Raw genomic sequence first — 16,761 nt, 5'->3', positions numbered from 1 at the left:
CGGTGGCCCCTGATCAGGGGGCCAGGCCCGTCTTGAGTCCTGCTCCGCAGAGGGGCACGACCACGCTGCGGTCCGTCCAGCCGCCGACCGCTGCCCAGCAGGCGACCCCGGTCGTCTCGACGTAGAAACCGCGGCCCGCCAGGTCCCTTTGCGCGGTGCGGATCTGATCCTCCGTCACGGTGAGGAAGGTGCCGCCCGACTCCCGCACCGCCGCCAGGATCTGGCGGGCGCGCGGCGGGCGGGGGATGGCGATGCCCTCGGCGAGCGTGGGGGCGGCGGAGGCGGCCCGCCCGGGCAGACCGTCCGCGCCCCGGTGGAATGCGGTGGCCAGCGGCGACACGGCCTCGGCCTGTACGGCGATCAGGGCGGGACGCGCGTCGATCAGGCCCTGGGCGAGGAGTTCCGCGGTGGCCAGCGCCGCGCCGAGCAGCAGCGTGCCGTTGCCGACCGGTACGGCGATGGCGTCGGGGAGTTTTCCGCCGAGGTCTTCCCACATCTCGTACACGTACGTCTTCGTGCCGTGCAGGAAGTACGGGTTGAAGACGTGCGAGGCGTAGAAGATGCCAGGGGAATCGGCGGCGGCCCTGGCGGCCTGCGCGGTGGCCTCGCGGTCGCCGGGGACGATCTCCAGGCGGGCGCCGTGGGCCCGGATCTGCTCGGTCTTCTTGGGGGATGTGCCCTCGGGGACGTACACCGTGCAGGGCAGTCCGGCCCGCGCGCAGTACGCGGCGACGGCCGTTCCCGCGTTGCCACTGCTGTCCGCGACGACGCGATCGGGGGAGAGACGGCGGGCCAGCTCGGCGAGCATCACGGCGCCGCGGTCCTTGAAGGAGAGGGTCGGCATCAGGAAGTCGAGCTTGGCGGAGACCGTGCCGGTGAGCGGCACGAGCGGTGTGCGGCCCTCGCCGAGGCTGGTGGTGGGCGAGGAGAGGGGCAGCACCTCTTCGTAACGCCACAGTGAATTGACGCGCCCGGCAAGCGCGTTGACGGAGAGCGGCGCGTCCGGCTCGAAGTCGAGGTCCCAGGGGCCGCGACAGACCGGACAGCACCAGGTCAGGGATGTGGTGTCGGCGCGGGTGCCGTCCTGCGGGCAGAGAAACGTGGCCATGCCCGCCAGGATGTCAGCCGTGTGGCAGGAAGGGGTACTGGCTCATCACTTCGGGTGAAACTTTGGCCCGTGCTTGCGGTCCACAACCGACGGTTGCAAGGCTGTTGCAGACTGTCAACCTGTTGGGAGTGCCCTGTGACTTTCGGTGAGCAGCCGGCCTATCTGCGCGTTGCAAGCGATCTGAGAGAGAAGATCGCCAATGGTTCGCTGCCGCCGCATACGCGCCTGCCCTCGCAGGCCCGTATCCGTGAGGAGTACGGAGTCTCCGACACGGTCGCGCTGGAGGCGCGCAAGGTGCTGATGGCCGAAGGGCTGGTCGAGGGACGCTCCGGTTCCGGTACGTATGTGCGTGAGCGCCCGGTCCCGCGTCGCATCGCCCGTTCCGGATACCGTCCGGACGCCGGTGCCAGCCCGTTCCGCCAGGAACAGACGGCGGACGGGGTGCAGGGGACGTGGGAGTCCCGCAGCGAGCAGGAAGGGGCGAGTCCGGAGATCGCCGAGCGGCTCGGTATCGAGGCGGGTGACCGGGTGATGCGTACGAGATACATCTTCCGGGAAGCGGGGGAGCCGATGATGCTTTCCACCTCCTGGGAGCCCCTCGCCGTCACGGGGCGCACGCCGGTGATGCTGCCGGAGGAGGGCCCGTTGGGCGGCTGTGGGGTGGTCGAGCGGATGGCCGCGATCGATGTCGTCGTGGACAACGTGGTCGAGCAGGTGGGCGCGCGCCCGGGGCTGGCGGAGGAACTCCTGGCGCTGGGCGGTGTGCCGGGTCATGTGGTGATGGTGATCGGGCGTACGTACTACGCATCGGGGCGGGCGGTCGAGACGGCGGACGTGGTGGTGCCCGCCGACCGCTACCGGATCGCCTACCACCTTCCTGTCAGGTGAGCGGCGGTTCGGCGCGCCGGCGGGCTTCGTCGCGGGCCTGCTGACGAGCTCCGCGCCGGTCTCTCTGCGAAGCGCTCGCGCGGCACTTTTCCGGGCCCCGGCGGGCTCGCGGCCGGGAGTTCTGTGGAGTGACCGATACCCGGACGGACTGCCCTGGGGGCGTGACGACGAGCTGACGCCCACGCGGTTCCCGTAACCGAGGGGTCATCACTGACGGTGACCATTGTCATGTCCTGCTCCTGTCGTCCCGGCCGCCGGCCCGGCCCTCATGCCGATGCCGACGCTGTGCGCGGCGCCGGGCCGGGGCCGGCAGAGGCGGCGGGAGCGTGAGCGGCACAACCGATCCGTGAGGCGCTGGGGGCGCATCCGAGTGGGTGCGCGCCTTCGCGCTGGCCGGATCGGTATCTCTTTGTGTAATTACTTATCCGTTGCGTAAAGGTCAGGCGTACGCTCGGGCATATGCGCACTGCGGTTTCCTGGGGATCCCTAGAGACGTGCGCGCCGTTCAGGGGAGGGACTCAATGCTCGGAAGGGACACGATGAGCGACGGTGGTGCCGTGCTCCCTTGGCTGGTGATACGGCAGGACGACAACGGCAATCGGTACCGCGTCGGCAGGTATGCCACACAGGACGAGGCGCAGAAGATCGCCGACAATCTCCATAATCGCGGACACAAGCAGCTCTATTGGGTGGAGCGCATCGGGCAGAGCGCCCGGCCGTGACCGACGGCCGGCTGCGGGGGTGGAACGGGGCGGGGCCTGTGAGGGGTGGAGCCGGGGACTACGCTCCGGGCTATGAGTGATCGCGTGGTGGTGGCCGGAGCCGTCTATGACCAGGGGCGTCTGTTGGCCGCGCGTCGCAGTGCCCCGCCCGAGCTGGCCGGCCGCTGGGAGCTGCCCGGTGGAAAGCTGGAGCCGGGGGAGAGTGGCGAACAGGCGCTCGTACGTGAACTTCGCGAGGAACTCGGCGTCGAGGCCGAGCCGCTGGAGCGCATCCCCGGCGAGTGGCCGCTGGGGCCCGGATACGTACTCCAGGTGTGGACCGCTCGGGTGGTGTCCGGCGTGCCGGCGCCGCTCCAGGACCACGACGAGCTGCGCTGGCTCGGGCCCGGCGAGGGTGACCAGGTCGACTGGCTGGATCAGGACCGGCCCGCGGTTGCCGAAGCCATGCGCCGCCTCCCGGCCGGATCCGCGCCGACCGGAGCCGCGCCGACCCGGAGCCTGCCGGGCGGCGCGTGCCGCTGATCGGGCGCACCTCCTCTGGTGCGCGTTGCGCGCACATCCCCGTACGCCCGTACGCCCTACGCGTCGATTCCCGCGATAGGCCGCCCTGAATATCGGGTATGTGCTGATTAGCCCCCCATAAACAGGACGTTCCTCGCTGCTGGTCTTGGGAAGTGATCGGCGTGATCGATACCGAAGGCGACTGCGCCGAGTGGACCTTTCCGGCAGTGCCCGGCGCCGTGCGTACTGCTCGGCATGCGGTCCACGAGACGCTGCGGGGGTGGGGGCTCGACGCGGCCGTGGGTGATGTGACCGTCCTGCTGGTCAGCGAGCTGGTGACCAATTCCTTGCGCTACGCCTCGGGCCCCATCGGGGTGCGGCTGGTGCGCCCCCGCCTCGATGGCGAAGCTCCGGACGCCCGCCCCGGACTGCTTGTGGAAGTTTCCGATCCGCTTCCGGATCCGCCCACCGAACGTGCTGCCGCACCTGACGACGAAGGTGGCCGAGGGCTGCAGCTGGTGGCGTGTTCCGCACGCCGCTGGGGGACCCGGCGCGGAAAGAGTGGCAAGACGGTGTGGTTCGAGCTGGCTCTCCCTGGTTAGGAGTGGGGGTGGGACACACTGCGATCACCAGAGGTCGGGCAGAACCTGGCTGGAAGGGACTGTGGCCGTGCTGTGATCGTGAACGCCGTGTCGGTAAGCGCCGCAGTGCTGAATACTGCGGGCAGGACCGGTCCGGTGTGTGAGCTGGAGGGGACGGTCGCGTGAGCGAAATACCTGGGACAGCGGGCGATGTCGTGTGGCAGAGCAGCCCGCCTGGCTCGATCTATGACTACATCAGGGTCGCCTCCTTCTCGATCGGCCCCGACGGGCTGATCGAGCAGTGGAGCCGCCGGGCCGCCGGCCTCTTCGGCATTGCCGCGCACGAGGCGGTGGGCAGGGACCCGGTCGAGACCTTCATGCCCGCAGAGCTGCGCACCGGCGGTCATCGCCGGGTCGGCGAGATACTCGACGGCAAGGAATGGACGGGCCTCGTCCCCTTCCGGATGCCGGGCGAGGACGCCGTGCACGGTCTCGCCGAGGTCTATGTCATGCCCAGCGAGACGGAGAGCGGGGAACCGGCCGCTCTCTGCATCGTCGTGGACGTCCGCGCCTTGCGGCGTATCGAGACGGACCTCGCGGCATCGCAGGCCATTTTCGGTCAATCTCCCTTCGGTTTCGTGCTGTTCGGCACCGACTTCACGGTCGTGCGCGCCAATCAGCGCTTCGCCACCGTCTTCGGCGGCCAGGCCGCCGACCACCGCGGCCGCACGGTCGACGACTATCTCGCCCGTCCCGAGGCCGAGCGGCTCACCGCCACACTCAGGAAGGTCCTGGAGACCGGGGACTCCGTCACCGATCTCCAACTCGTGGGCACCGCGCCGGGCGACACCGAGAACCGCCACTGGTCGATGGACCTCTACCGCGTGCACAGCGGAGCAGGCCGCCCCATCGGCATAGCCGGACTGGCCACCGATGTCACCCGTCGGCACATCGCCGCCCGAGAGGCCGCCAGCGCCCGCCGCAACCTGGCCCTGCTCAACGAGGCCGGCGCCCGTATCGGCAACTCCCTGGACCTGGAGACCACCGCCCGCGAACTCCTCGGCGTCGCTGTACCCGGCTTCTGTGACCTCGCCTCGGTCGACCTCTATCAGGGGCTGCTCACCGGTGACGAGGCACCGCCCGGCAGCTGGGGCTCGCTCCACCACGAGTCCGTCGGCGGATCCGCGGAACTGCGCCGTGTCGCCTTCGCCAGCGCCGTGTCGGATGTCCTGCCGGTCACTGCCTCGGACAGCACCTCGACCGACGGTGCCACCGACCCGCCCGCCCTGGGTGCCGTCCACCGCTACTCCTTCAACTCCCCCTGTTCCATGGCCCTGCGGACCGGCCACATCGAGGTCGTCCCCGGCGACGACTGCGGCTTCGTCCAGTCCACCCTTGCCGTTCCGATGGTCGCCCATGACACCGTCGTCGGCCTCGTCCAGTTCTCCCGTACCAAGGGCAGCGAACCCTTCGGCGAACGCGACCGGGCCCTCGCCACCGAGCTCGCCGCCCGCGCCGCCGTCTGTATCGACAACGCCCGCCTCTACCGGCGCGAGCACGAACGCGCGCTCATCCTCCAGCGCAGCCTGCTGCCACCGGGCGATCCCGAGGCCGCCGGTCTCGACATCGCCTGCCGTTATCTCCCCGGCAACACCGCGACCGAGGTCGGCGGCGACTGGTTCGACGTGATCGAACTCCCCGGACACCGCACCGCCCTGGTGGTCGGCGACGTCATGGGCCGTGGGCTGCGAGCCGCCGTCGCGATGGGTGAACTGCGCACCGCAGTCAGGACCCTGGCCCTCCTCGACCTGGAACCCGCCGAGGTGCTCTCCGCGCTCGACGAGGTCGCCCGCGGTCTGGGCACCCCCGGTGCCAGCACCCCCTCCGACGGCCTCGGCGGCGCCCAGTGGCCGTCACGGGCGTCCCACAAGGCCCGGGATGCGGATCTCTCCGAGGTCTACCTGGCGACCTGTGTCTACGCGGTCTATGACCCGGTCACCCGGCGGTGCACCTTCGCCAACGCCGGACACCTCCCCCCTGTTGTGGTCGAGCCGGGCGAACCTGCCCTGCTGCTCGACGTCCCGCCCGGGATGCCGCTCGGCGTCGGCGGCGAACCCTTCGAGGAAGTCGAGGTCGAACTGAAGGAGGGTGCCCTCCTCGCCCTCTACACCGATGGTCTCGTCGAGTCCCGCGACCACCCGCTCGACGAAGGACTGCAGGCACTGCGCAACGCCCTCGTCGAACCCGAGCTCCCGCTCGAGGACGTCTGCGACCACGTACTGACCACCCTCGACACCCGGCACGGTGAGGACGACATCGCCCTGCTGATGGCCCGCATCCAGGGGCTGCCGGTCGACGCGGTCGGCGACTGGCGGCTGCCGCGCGAACCCCGCTCCGTCGCCCGCGCCCGCGAACTGGCCCGTCGACAACTGCTCGACTGGGAACTCGACGACCTGGTGGACACCACCGAACTGCTCGTCAGTGAGCTGGTCACCAACGCTCTGCGCTACGGCGAGGGCGAGATCCGGCTCAGGCTGCTGCGCGACCGTACGCTCGTGTGCGAGGTATGGGACGCAGGCCTCGTCCAGCCGCGGCGACGCCGAGCACGCGACACGGACGAGGGCGGACGTGGCTTGCAGCTGGTCGGACTGCTGAGTGCGGCCTGGGGTTCGAGGCGGACTCCGCGCGGCAAGACCGTCTGGTTCGAACTGCCGCTGCCCGACGGGGAACCGGCCGCAGAGCGCTCGGTCGAGCAGCTGCTGAGCATGTTCTGAACGCGGGACCGGGACGCGGGGTCGGTACGGCCGCCGCTCCCGCGACCCGGCGATCCGCCCGGGGCCGTCACGACGTGATCCTCCATCGAGGCGATCGTCCAGCTGCTCGGCTGACCGGTCTCAGTGAGCCTGCCGCCGCCGGATCCTGTTCCCCAGCCACACCAACGGGTCGTACTTGCGGTCCACCGCCCGCTCCTTCAGCGGGATCAGCGCGTTGTCCGTGATCTTGATGTGCTCGGGGCAGACCTCCGTACAGCATTTCGTGATGTTGCAGTAGCCCAGCCCGTGCTCCTCCTGCGCCGTCGCCTTCCGGTCGAGCCCCGACTCGGCGGCGGCGTCCAACGGGTGCATGTCCAGCTCGGCGACCCGCATCAGGAAGCGCGGTCCGGCGAACGCTGCCTTGTTCTCCTCGTGGTCGCGGACCACATGGCAGGTGTCCTGGCAGAGAAAGCACTCGATGCATTTGCGGAACTCCTGAGAACGCTCCACATCGACCTGCTGCATCCGGTAGTCGCCCGCCTTCACCCCTTCCGGCGGTACGAAGGCGGGCACTTCCCGTGCCTTGGTGTAGTTGAAGGTCACATCCGTCACCAGATCGCGGATCACCGGGAACGCCCGCAGCGGAGTGACGGTGATCGTCTCGTCCCGGTCGAACACCGACATGCGGGTCATGCACATCAGCCGTGGCCGTCCGTTGATCTCCGCGCTGCACGACCCGCACTTGCCCGCCTTGCAGTTCCAGCGCACCGCCAGATCGCCCGCCTGGCCGGACTGGATCCGGTGGATGATGTCGAGGACGACCTCGCCGTCGTTCACCTCGACCGAGAAGTCCTGCAGGTCACCGCCGTCGGTGTCGCCGCGCCAGACCCTGAACCGGGCTTCGTAGCTGCTCACTCGTACAGCTCCTCTTCGGCGAGGTACTTGACCAGCTCCTCCTTGTCGAAGAGGGAGAGCAGGTCCGGTCGGATGGGTTCGGTCGTCTTACGTACGAGCTCGATCCGGCCGCCCAGCGGCAGGGCGCCGTCGTCGGACAGTCGGCAGAGCAGATTGGCCGGCCGCCAGGAGCGCTCCATCGTCGGACAGTCCTCGCGGGTGTGGCCGCCGCGGCTCTCCGTGCGTTCCAGCGCGGCCCGGGCGATGCACTCGCTGACCAGCAGCATGTTCCGCAGGTCCAGGGCGAGGTGCCAGCCCGGGTTGAACTGGCGGTGGCCCTCGACCCCGGCGCGGCGTGCCCGTTTCCGCAGCTCGGCGAGGTTCTCCAGCGCCTGTTCCATCTCGGGTGCCCGCCGGATGATGCCGACCAGGTCGTTCATCGTCTGCTGGAGTTCCTGGTGGAGGGTGTACGGATTCTCCGTGGGCCCCGCGGCGGCGTCAGGCTCCCCGGTGCTGAACGGACGCAGTGCCTCCGCCGCCGCCGTGTCGATCTGTTCCTCGTCCACCACCGGCGGGTCACCGATCCCGCTCGCATACTCGGCGGCGTGCAGCCCGGCGCGCCGGCCGAAGACCAGCAGGTCGGAGAGGGAGTTCCCGCCGAGCCGGTTGGAGCCGTGCATGCCGCCGGCGACCTCGCCCGCTGCGAACAGACCGGGCACGGCGACGGTTGCCGCGGTGTCCGAGTCGACGGCGATTCCGCCCATCACGTAGTGGCAGGTCGGGCCGACCTCCATCGCCTCCGCCGTGATGTCGACATCCGCCAGCTCCTTGAACTGGTGGTACATCGAGGGCAGCCGCCGCCGGATCGTCTCGGCCGGCATCCGGGTGGACACGTCCAGGAAGACACCACCGTGCGGTGAGCCGCGGCCCGCCTTCACCTCGGAGTTGATGGCGCGGGCGACCTCGTCGCGCGGCAGCAGCTCGGGCGGGCGGCGGTTGTGGTCCGGGTCCTCGTACCAGCGGTCGCCCTCCTCCTCCGACTGCGCGTACTTCTCCTTGAACACATCGGGGACGTAGTCGAACATGAACCGCTTGCCCTCGGAGTTGCGCAGCACCCCGCCGTCGCCGCGCACCGACTCGGTGACGAGGATCCCCTTCACCGACGGGGGCCAGACCATGCCGGTCGGATGGAACTGTACGAACTCCATGTTCAGCAGGGGCGCGCCCGCCAGCAGCGCGAGGGCGTGGCCGTCGCCGGTGTACTCCCAGGAGTTCGACGTGACCTTGAAGGACTTGCCGATGCCGCCGGTGGCGAGGACGACCGCGGGCGCCTCGAGGACGAAGAAGCGGCCGGACTCGCGCTCGTAGCAGAAGGTCCCGCTGACCTTCTCGCCGTCCTTGAGCACCCGCGTGACGGTGCACTCCTGGAAGACCTTCAACCGGGCTTCGTAGTCACCGTGCTCGCGGTGGTCCTCCTGCTGCAGCGAGACGATCTTCTGCTGGAGGGTGCGGATCAGTTCGAGGCCGGTACGGTCGCCGACGTGGGCGAGCCGCGGGTACTCATGGCCGCCGAAGTTGCGCTGGGAGATCCTTCCGTCCGGCGTACGGTCGAAGAGCGCCCCCCAGGTCTCCAGCTCCCAGACCCGGTCCGGCGCCTCCTTGGCGTGCAGTTCCGCCATCCGCCACTGGTTGAGGAACTTCCCGCCGCGCATGGTGTCGCGGAAGTGCACCTGCCAGTTGTCCCCGGAGTTCACGTTGCCCATGGAGGCGGCAATTCCGCCCTCCGCCATGACCGTGTGTGCCTTGCCGAAGAGCGATTTGCAGATGACCGCGGTACGGGCCCCGCGCTCCCGCGCCTCGATGGCGGCGCGCAGCCCGGCGCCACCAGCGCCGACCACGACGACGTCCCACTTCTGCCGTTCGAGCTCAGTCATTCAGAAAAACCTCGGATCGTCGAAGGCGCCGGAGGCGACGAGATACACGTAGAAGTCGGCGAGCGCCACGCTGATCAGGGAGGCCCAGGCGAGGAGCATGTGCCGGGCGTTCAGCCGGCCCACCCAGCCCCACAGCCGGTAGCGCACGGGGTGCTTGGAGAAGTGCCGCAGCCGGCCGCCGATGATGTGCCGGCAGGAGTGGCAGGACAGGGTGTACGCCCAGATCAGCGTGATGTTGATCAGGAAGATCAGGGAGCCGAGGCCCATGTGGCCCCAGGAGTAGTGCTCGTCGCGGAAGGAGAGCACGGTGTCGTACGTGAGGATCCCGGCGACCGGCATCGCGGCGTAGAAGAAGTACCGGTGGATGTTCTGCATGATCAGCGGGAAGCGGGTCTCGCCGGTGTACGTCGTGTGCGGCTCGGCGACCGCGCAGGCCGGGGGTGAGGCCCAGAAGCCCCGGTAGTAGGCCTTGCGGTAGTAGTAGCAGGTCAGCCGGAAGCCGAGCGGGAAGACCAGGATCAGCAGGGCGGGGGAGAGGCCCCACCAGCTGCCGAGGATTTCCCAGTTCGGGCCGTGCCGCATGGGCGCGCAGTTCTCCGCCAGACAGGGCGAGTAGAACGGCGACACATAGGGGGCGGCGTAGTAGTCGGCGTTCGAGAAGGCCCGCCAGGTCGAGTAGACGATGAAGGCGAGGAGCCCGCCCGCGGTGACCGCGGGGGCCAGCCACCAGCGATCGGTCCGCAGGTGGCGGGCGCCGATGGCAGCCCGCGAGGCGTCGTGCACGCCGGACGGCCGGGTGGTACGTGCGCCGTGCCGCGCGGGGGTCTTGCGCCGGGATGGTTCCGTACCTGGTTCTGTGCCGGTGGCCAAGGAACCCTCCTGGGGCGCGTTTCGAACGGAGCGTCGTCCGGCCGTGGTGCGGGCCGGGCGGCGTCTGAGCGTGCGGGCCAGGCGTCGCCTGGCAGGCGGGACTTTCGCAACACGCCCTAGGGGGCGTGCCTGCCGCGGACGCCCAGACCCTCGTCGTCCGAGTCCGTCCACAGGGTGGCGTCGTACGGCGCCTCGGTGATGGTGATGACGCCGTCGACGGGGTCGGTGCCGGCGGTGGGGCCGGGTGGCTGCGGACCGGTGTCGGCCGCGCGCAGCCGCGCGAGGCTCCGCTCCAGCCGTCCGACGGTGCGGACCAGGTCGTCGAGGCAGTGCTGAACAGCAGTCAACTCGTCCTGCAGTGACATGACTTGCTCTCACCTCCGCAGTAGCGGGTGGCAATGCGCATGCGCATGCGAGTGTCGCGCGTCACATCCCCTTTGGGAAGGGAGCGGGCCGCCCTGTCTTTGCCCGGTGCTCCGCCGCACAGGTGAGGTTCGCGGGCCGTGCGCCGTGTCTGCGCCGTCTCGCGCGCGTGGGCACCTTCATTGGATGAGCGGAACCAGTGTGATCAGCAGCCAATGCCACCAACATACGCATCATCTGGTCCATTCGAGTACGGGTGGGCCGGGCCGGCCCCGGAGGTATCAGCCATGTCCCACGTCGGCGTCCCGCGCGGAACGGTCCGAAAGCGCCGCCCGTTCGCGCTCCTTGTCGCGGGTGTGCTCACGATCCCCGCGCTCGCCGGGTGCGACAGCTCGGACGAGGAGGGCACCGCCGCCGTCGCCGTTCCGCAGGACGTAGCCCCCGCGGGCCGGGGCCAGGTCGCCGAGGGCGGCACGGTCAACTGGGCGATCGACGCGATGCCCGCGACCTTCAACGCCTTCCAGGCGGACGCCGACGCCACCACCACACGCATCACCGGGGCACTGCTGCCGACGCTATTCCCGCTCGACGCCAAGGGCACCCCGCAGATGAACCAGGACTATCTGAAATCCGCAGAGGTGGTCGAGCGCGAGCCCAAGCAGGTCGTGCTCTACCGGCTCAACCAGCAGGCGGTCTGGAGCGACGGCCGGGGGATCGGGGCCCCCGACTTCGTCGCCCAGTGGCGGGCGCTGAGCGGCAAGGACTCGGCGTTCTGGACCGCCCGCAACGCCGGCTACGAGCGGATCGAACGGATCGAGCGCGGCGCCAACGACCTGGAGGTCCGGGTCACCTTCGCCAAGCCGTACGCGGACTGGCGCTCCCTCTTCTCCCCGCTGTACCCCAAGGAGGTGACCGGCTCCCCGAAGGCCTTCAACGACGGAGCGCGGACCACGCTGGGGGCCACCTCCGGACCCTTCCGGCTGCGCAGCGTGGACCAGGGGAAGGGTGCCATCACCCTGGTCCGCGACCCGCGCTGGTGGGGCGGCCAGGCGAGGCTCGACTCGATCGTCTTCCGTGCGGTCAAGCCGCAGGACCGCACCGCGGCGCTGGTCGAGGGCAAGATCGACGTCGCCGATGTCGACGCGGCGGCGGCGCACCGGATCGTGGCGGCGGGACGGGACAAGGGGAGCAGCGGGCAACCGCTCACCCACGGCCCCGGCTGGGAGAGCGGCCCGGCCGCGGCGATGCGCTCCTGGGCCGTGGCGCACGGCTCGGACGAGAAAGCGGCGGCGGTCGCCCGGGCGGCCAGGGAGAAGGCCAGGGCGGCCGCCGAGGTGTACGCCTCCGAGCAGGACAGGCTGCGCGCCTACGTTCTCCGCAAGTCGCTGGAGCCCGCCTACACCCAGCTCGCGCTGAACGGCGAGTCCGGGCCACTGGCCGACAACCGGGTGCGCCGCGCGGTCGCCCGGGCCCTGAACCGCCAGGAGCTCGCCGACGTCGTACTGAGTCCGCTCGGCCTGCCGGCTGCCCCGCTCGGCAGCCACCTGGCAGTGGCCGGGCAGCGCGGCTACCAGGACAGCAGTGGGGCGATCGGCGACCAGGACACCGGGGCGGCGCTGGCGCTGCTGGCGGACGCCGGCTGGACCCGGGACGGCGCGGCGAAGAAGCCCGACGGTACGAAGGCGGGCAGCGCGGGCGAGAAGGCGAAGGGCAAGGCAGCCGAGGAGAAGGCGGGCGAGGCCACGAAGGAGGCGAAGGCCACGAAGGAAGGGAAGGCCGCGAAGACCGACGGCGACAACAAGCCGGGTGACGGCGAAGGAATCAGCCGCGTCCTCGCCCCCGCTCCGGCCGCCGCCGTCCAGAGCGCAGCGCTGCTGCGCCAGGCCGGAACCTTCTCGGCCGCCTACGCCGACGCCCGTACCGTCACCGATGCCCGCCCTGCCGAGGGCACTCGGGAGAAGGTCACCGCCCAGGAGCGCGGGCCGGGCGGCGCCGTCGGCGCCTACGCCCCCGAGGGGACTGCGGCCCCGGCGGCCCCGGCCAAGGGGGGCGCCGAGCCCGTCCGCGGCCCCCTCGGCAAGAACGGTAAGTTGCTGACCTTGCGTTTCGTCCTGCCGTCCGGACCCGGCTCGGAGCCGCTGCGGACCGTGGGGGACAAGATTTCGGCCATGCTCGATTCGGTCGGCATCCGCAGCGAGATCATCAAGGTCCCGGACGCCAGCTACTTCAAGGACCATGTCGCCTCCGGCGACTACGACCTGGCGCTGTACTCCTGGCCCGCCACCGCCTATCCGGCCACCGACGATCGGCCGATCTTCGCCAAGCCGGTCCCTGCCACCGACGGTTCGCTGCTCGTCGAGCAGAACTACACCCGCGTCGGTACGGACCACATCGACCAGCTCTTCGACCAGGCGGTCTCCGAACTCGACGAGGGGGCTGCCGAGGACCTGATGAAGCAGGCGGACGCCCGGATCTGGGCGGCCGCAGGATCGATTCCGCTGTATCAGCGCCCACAGCTCGTGGCCACCGACAAGAAGCTTGTGAATGTCGGCGCCTTCGGCTTCGGATTCCCGCACTACCAGGACATCGGTTTCAAGAAGCCGCAAGCGGCAGGATCTCCCGCGAATCGTAAGAAGTAGCAGGTCAGGGCCGCAGCGGAAGCTCAGAAGTGACTCAATTCCCTTGCCCGCCGAGACGCTCGGCGGGCAAGGTCGTGGCTACCTGTTGACCCGGGCAATCAATGCGCAGACACCCCCACGCTGCGCATCCCCTTCTCCCCTCCGACGCCGCTCAGCTGCCGCGTCGAGGCGGCCCCCGGCCGGGGAGTCCGTGGCCGCCGGTGAAATTCACCGGAAGACACGACGACGGGGGCAGAAACACGAAGCGCGAGGGCGCTGGGCTGCCATCGCGTCGACGGGCGGGGAGGCGGCTCCGGCCCGGGAGGCGGCGGACAGAGGCCCGGCCGCGCGGCTGGACGGCCGGTATGTGGCGTACAGCACCCTCCGCCCGGGCGAGGCCGATTTCCGCTCCTCCGCAGCGGGGGGAGCGAAGGGCGAGCAGACCGTCGGAGATGTGGCGAACTGAACGGTTTCGGGCGCCTGGGCGGTCGGCTGTGACGAGGCGTTCGGCGACAACGGCCCGGCCGCGGCCCGCGCGGCCGGCGGCGTCGGTCGCCATCTGTGAGCGGCCGGTAACCCTTGCCCAGGAAGCCGCTACGGCGCCAGCCCCGTACCATGGGGGGTAGCCGTGGCGCGTCCGCCCGGCGGGCGTACGAGGACTTGAGACCGACTGAGACGCCTGATCCCACGATCCGAGAGAAGCGCAAGCCACCCAATGCCCACGCGCCACGACATCCGTAACGTAGCCATCGTCGCCCACGTCGACCACGGCAAGACCACGCTGGTCGACGCCATGCTGAGGCAGGCCGGCGCCTTCGCCGCGCACGCCGCCGAGAACCTCGACGAACGCATGATGGACTCGAACGACCTGGAGCGTGAGAAGGGCATCACGATCCTCGCCAAGAACACGGCGGTGAAGTATCACCCCAAGGACGGCGGGGACCCGATCACGATCAACATCATCGACACCCCCGGCCACGCCGACTTCGGCGGCGAGGTCGAGCGCGGTCTCTCGATGGTGGACGCGGTCGTGCTGCTCGTCGATGCCTCCGAGGGCCCGCTCCCGCAGACCCGTTTCGTGCTGCGCAAGGCGCTCGCCGCGAAGATGCCGGTCATCCTCTGCATCAACAAGACGGACCGGCCGGACTCCCGGATCGCCGAGGTCGTCGACGAGACGTACGACCTGTTCCTGGACCTGGACGCGGACGAGGACCAGATCGAGTTCCCGATCGTCTACGCCTGCGCCCGTGACGGCGTCGCCTCGCTGACCAAGCCGGAGGACGGCACCGTCCCGGCCGACAGCGAGAACCTGGAGCCGTTCTTCAACACGATCCTGGCGCACGTCCCGGCTCCGGAGTACGACGACGAGGCGCCGCTGCAGGCCCACGTCACCAACCTCGACGCCGACAACTTCCTCGGTCGTATCGCGCTCTGCCGCGTCGAGCAGGGCGAGCTGCGCAAGGGCCAGACCGTCACCTGGATCAAGCGCGACGGCACGATGTCCAACGTCCGCATCACCGAGCTGCTGATGACCGAGGCGCTCACCCGCAAGCCGGCCGAGAAGGCGGGCCCGGGTGACATCTGCGCCATCGCCGGTATCCCGGACATCATGATCGGCGAGACGCTGGCCGACCCCGAGAACCCGGTCGCGCTGCCGTTGATCACGGTCGACGAGCCGGCCATCTCGATGACCATCGGTACGAACACCTCGCCGCTCGTCGGCAAGGGCGGCAAGGGTCACAAGGTCACCGCCCGCCAGGTGAAGGACCGCCTCGACCGTGAGCTGATCGGTAACGTGTCGCTCCGCGTCCTGGACACCGAGCGCCCCGACGCCTGGGAGGTCCAGGGCCGCGGCGAGCTCGCGCTGGCCATCCTCGTCGAGCAGATGCGCCGCGAGGGCTTCGAGCTCACGGTCGGCAAGCCGGAGGTCGTCACCAAGCAGATCGACGGCAAGACGCACGAGCCGATCGAGCGCATGACGATCGACTCCCCCGAGGAGCACCTCGGTGCGATCACGCAGCTGATGGCGACCCGCAAGGGCCGCATGGAGACCATGACGAACCACGGTTCGGGCTGGGTCCGCATGGAGTGGATCGTCCCGTCCCGCGGCCTCATCGGCTTCCGTACGGAGTTCCTGACGCAGACCCGCGGTACGGGCATCGCGCACTCCATCTTCGAGGGCCACGAGCCGTGGTTCGGCGAGCTGCGCACCCGTCACAACGGCTCGCTGGTCGCCGACCGCGCGGGTTCCGTGACGCCGTTCGCGATGGTCAACCTCCAGGAGCGCGGTGTCATCTTCACCGAGGCCGGCACGGAGGTGTACGAGGGCATGATCATCGGCGAGAACTCCCGCGCCGACGACATGGACGTGAACATCACCAAGGAGAAGAAGCTCACCAACATGCGTGCCGCCTCCGCGGACACCACGGAGAACGTGGTGCCGGCCCGGAAGCTGTCGCTGGAGCAGTCCCTGGAGTTCTGCCGCGAGGACGAGTGCATCGAGGTGACTCCGGAGACCGTGCGCATCCGCAAGGTCGTCCTGGACCAGAAGGAGCGCGGCCGCGCCGCGTCGCGCGCCAAGCGCTGACCTCGTACGACCTCTTGACACCGGGCCCGGGCCGCCACAGACACTGTGGAGGCCCGGGCCCTTCGTCAACTCCTTTTCCTGCCCGGGGTGTCCGGATATCGGGCGTCGCTCTCCGGAACATGTGGTAACGGTCCGTTTCGCGGGTGTCTGTCTGGGATTACTTTGTCCGGATTTCGGTCAACCGGGCCCGGTCGATGTTGTCAAACCGAGACCCTTTAAGTGTGGTTTACAGCCCGTGCGTACTTAATAGTTGGCTCCATTGAGCTCGGGTCAATGGGTCACGCACTGTGGGGAGTGCCGACTCACGAGCACACTCGAGGCACTGAAACGATCGCCGTCAGGGGTGTCGGTGTATCACGCCAGTGCCTTTCTTGTAGTCAAAAGTGGACTCATGAGGAGGAAACCCATGCGTGGTGCCAAGAGCGCCAAGTGGGTCGCGGGAGCGGCCATCATCGCCCTGGCTGCGACCGCCTGTGGTGGCGGCAGTGACAGCGGCAAGGGCAAGGGGGGTGACAGCGCCAAGGGTGCTGTCAACGCCAACGGCATCTTCTCCGTCGAGACCGGTGAGCCGCAGAACCCGCTGCAGCCGGCGAACACGATGGAGTCGAACGGCAGCATCGTCACCGACGCGATCTTCTCGCAGCTGGTCGACTACGACCCGGCCGGCAAGCTCATCATGGTCAACGCAGAGTCTGTCGACACCAAGGACAGCAAGCTCTGGACGGTCAAGCTCAAGAAGGGCTGGAAGTTCCACGACGGAACGCCGGTCACCGCCGAGTCCTACGTCAAGGCGTGGAACTGGGCCGCGAACATCAAGAACGCCCAGACCAACGCGTCCTGGTTCGGCGACATCAAGGGCTTCGCCGACGTCCACCCCGATGGTGAGAAGGCCAAGCCCAAGGCTGACGCCATGTCGGGTCTGAAGGTCGTCGACGACAGCAC

13 protein-coding genes are annotated in these 16,761 nt (G+C 69.5%); 8 read left to right on the top strand and 5 right to left on the bottom strand.

Features of this window, described 5'->3' with window-relative positions; translation table 11 throughout:
- Positions 1 to 13: 13 nt before the first annotated feature.
- Positions 14 to 1,108 carry a threonine synthase gene (locus ACNPQM_RS35180; RefSeq protein WP_418087163.1) on the bottom strand — a complete coding sequence of 365 codons (1,095 nt, stop codon included), beginning with the start codon at positions 1,106 to 1,108 and terminating at the stop codon, positions 14 to 16.
- Positions 1,109 to 1,243: 135 nt separating this feature from the next.
- Between ACNPQM_RS35180 and ACNPQM_RS35175 the strand changes: the two genes are divergently transcribed.
- From ACNPQM_RS35175 to ACNPQM_RS35155, 5 genes are all read left to right on the top strand, one after another.
- Positions 1,244 to 1,996 carry a GntR family transcriptional regulator gene (locus ACNPQM_RS35175; RefSeq protein ID WP_358861428.1) on the top strand — a complete coding sequence of 251 codons (753 nt, stop codon included), beginning with the start codon at positions 1,244 to 1,246 and terminating at the stop codon, positions 1,994 to 1,996.
- Positions 1,997 to 2,517: 521 nt separating this feature from the next.
- Positions 2,518 to 2,718: an SPOR domain-containing protein gene (locus tag ACNPQM_RS35170; protein ID WP_418087162.1), complete on the top strand. Its 201-nt coding sequence runs from the start codon at positions 2,518 to 2,520 to the stop codon at positions 2,716 to 2,718.
- 72 nt (positions 2,719 to 2,790) lie between these two features.
- On the top strand, positions 2,791 to 3,240 hold the full coding sequence (locus ACNPQM_RS35165; RefSeq protein ID WP_358861430.1) for a (deoxy)nucleoside triphosphate pyrophosphohydrolase: 450 nt from the start codon (positions 2,791 to 2,793) through the stop codon (positions 3,238 to 3,240).
- Between the two features lie 152 nt (positions 3,241 to 3,392).
- A complete protein-coding gene (locus ACNPQM_RS35160; protein ID WP_358861431.1) occupies positions 3,393 to 3,821 on the top strand; it encodes an ATP-binding protein in 429 nt (142 codons plus the stop codon).
- Positions 3,822 to 4,015: 194 nt separating this feature from the next.
- Positions 4,016 to 6,574: a SpoIIE family protein phosphatase gene (locus tag ACNPQM_RS35155; protein ID WP_418087174.1), complete on the top strand. Its 2,559-nt coding sequence runs from the start codon at positions 4,016 to 4,018 to the stop codon at positions 6,572 to 6,574.
- Between the two features lie 120 nt (positions 6,575 to 6,694).
- Here the strand turns inward: ACNPQM_RS35155 and ACNPQM_RS35150 are convergent, their stop codons facing one another.
- The 4 genes from ACNPQM_RS35150 to ACNPQM_RS35135 form a co-directional block, all read right to left on the bottom strand.
- Positions 6,695 to 7,468 (bottom strand): succinate dehydrogenase/fumarate reductase iron-sulfur subunit, encoded by a 774-nt coding sequence (locus ACNPQM_RS35150; protein ID WP_418087161.1) that lies wholly within the window; start codon positions 7,466 to 7,468, stop codon positions 6,695 to 6,697.
- Complete coding sequence (locus tag ACNPQM_RS35145) at positions 7,465 to 9,381, bottom strand: fumarate reductase/succinate dehydrogenase flavoprotein subunit (RefSeq protein WP_418087160.1); 1,917 nt, start codon at positions 9,379 to 9,381, stop codon at positions 7,465 to 7,467. The genes ACNPQM_RS35150 and ACNPQM_RS35145 overlap by 4 nt, the downstream gene beginning before the upstream one ends.
- Positions 9,382 to 10,251 (bottom strand): hypothetical protein, encoded by an 870-nt coding sequence (locus ACNPQM_RS35140; RefSeq protein WP_418087159.1) that lies wholly within the window; start codon positions 10,249 to 10,251, stop codon positions 9,382 to 9,384.
- 116 nt (positions 10,252 to 10,367) lie between these two features.
- Positions 10,368 to 10,616 carry a hypothetical protein gene (locus tag ACNPQM_RS35135; protein WP_358861434.1) on the bottom strand — a complete coding sequence of 83 codons (249 nt, stop codon included), beginning with the start codon at positions 10,614 to 10,616 and terminating at the stop codon, positions 10,368 to 10,370.
- Positions 10,617 to 10,901: 285 nt separating this feature from the next.
- On the opposite strand from ACNPQM_RS35135, the gene ACNPQM_RS35130 reads away from it, so the two are divergent.
- The 3 genes from ACNPQM_RS35130 to ACNPQM_RS35120 all read left to right on the top strand — a co-directional run.
- Complete coding sequence (locus tag ACNPQM_RS35130; RefSeq protein WP_418087158.1) at positions 10,902 to 13,253, top strand: ABC transporter family substrate-binding protein; 2,352 nt, start codon at positions 10,902 to 10,904, stop codon at positions 13,251 to 13,253.
- A gap of 694 nt (positions 13,254 to 13,947) precedes the next feature.
- Complete coding sequence (gene typA, locus ACNPQM_RS35125; protein WP_358861436.1) at positions 13,948 to 15,819, top strand: translational GTPase TypA; 1,872 nt, start codon at positions 13,948 to 13,950, stop codon at positions 15,817 to 15,819.
- Between the two features lie 406 nt (positions 15,820 to 16,225).
- Positions 16,226 to 16,761 (top strand): ABC transporter substrate-binding protein (locus tag ACNPQM_RS35120; protein ID WP_418087157.1); only part of this gene is annotated, 536 nt, incomplete at its 3' end.

The sequence above is a fragment of the Streptomyces sp. NPDC056231 genome (genome assembly GCF_048270745.1).
Classification (GTDB): Bacteria; Actinomycetota; Actinomycetes; order Streptomycetales; family Streptomycetaceae; genus Streptomyces.
The sequence above is the reverse complement of the archived record's forward strand: the minus strand, read 5'-3'. Positions and strand labels throughout refer to the sequence as shown.

Bases quoted from the DNA above. Each gene is read 5' to 3' on its own strand.
- ACNPQM_RS35180 (WP_418087163.1), bottom strand. From the start codon at position 1,108: ATGGCCACGTTTCTCTGCCCGCAGGACGGCACCCGCGCCGACACCACA.
- ACNPQM_RS35170 (WP_418087162.1), top strand. From the start codon at position 2,518: ATGCTCGGAAGGGACACGATGAGCGACGGTGGTGCCGTGCTCCCTTGG.
- ACNPQM_RS35165 (WP_358861430.1), top strand. From the start codon at position 2,791: ATGAGTGATCGCGTGGTGGTGGCCGGAGCCGTCTATGACCAGGGGCGT.
- ACNPQM_RS35145 (WP_418087160.1), bottom strand. From the start codon at position 9,381: ATGACTGAGCTCGAACGGCAGAAGTGGGACGTCGTCGTGGTCGGCGCT.
- ACNPQM_RS35135 (WP_358861434.1), bottom strand. From the start codon at position 10,616: ATGTCACTGCAGGACGAGTTGACTGCTGTTCAGCACTGCCTCGACGAC.
- ACNPQM_RS35130 (WP_418087158.1), top strand. From the start codon at position 10,902: ATGTCCCACGTCGGCGTCCCGCGCGGAACGGTCCGAAAGCGCCGCCCG.
- typA (WP_358861436.1), top strand. From the start codon at position 13,948: ATGCCCACGCGCCACGACATCCGTAACGTAGCCATCGTCGCCCACGTC.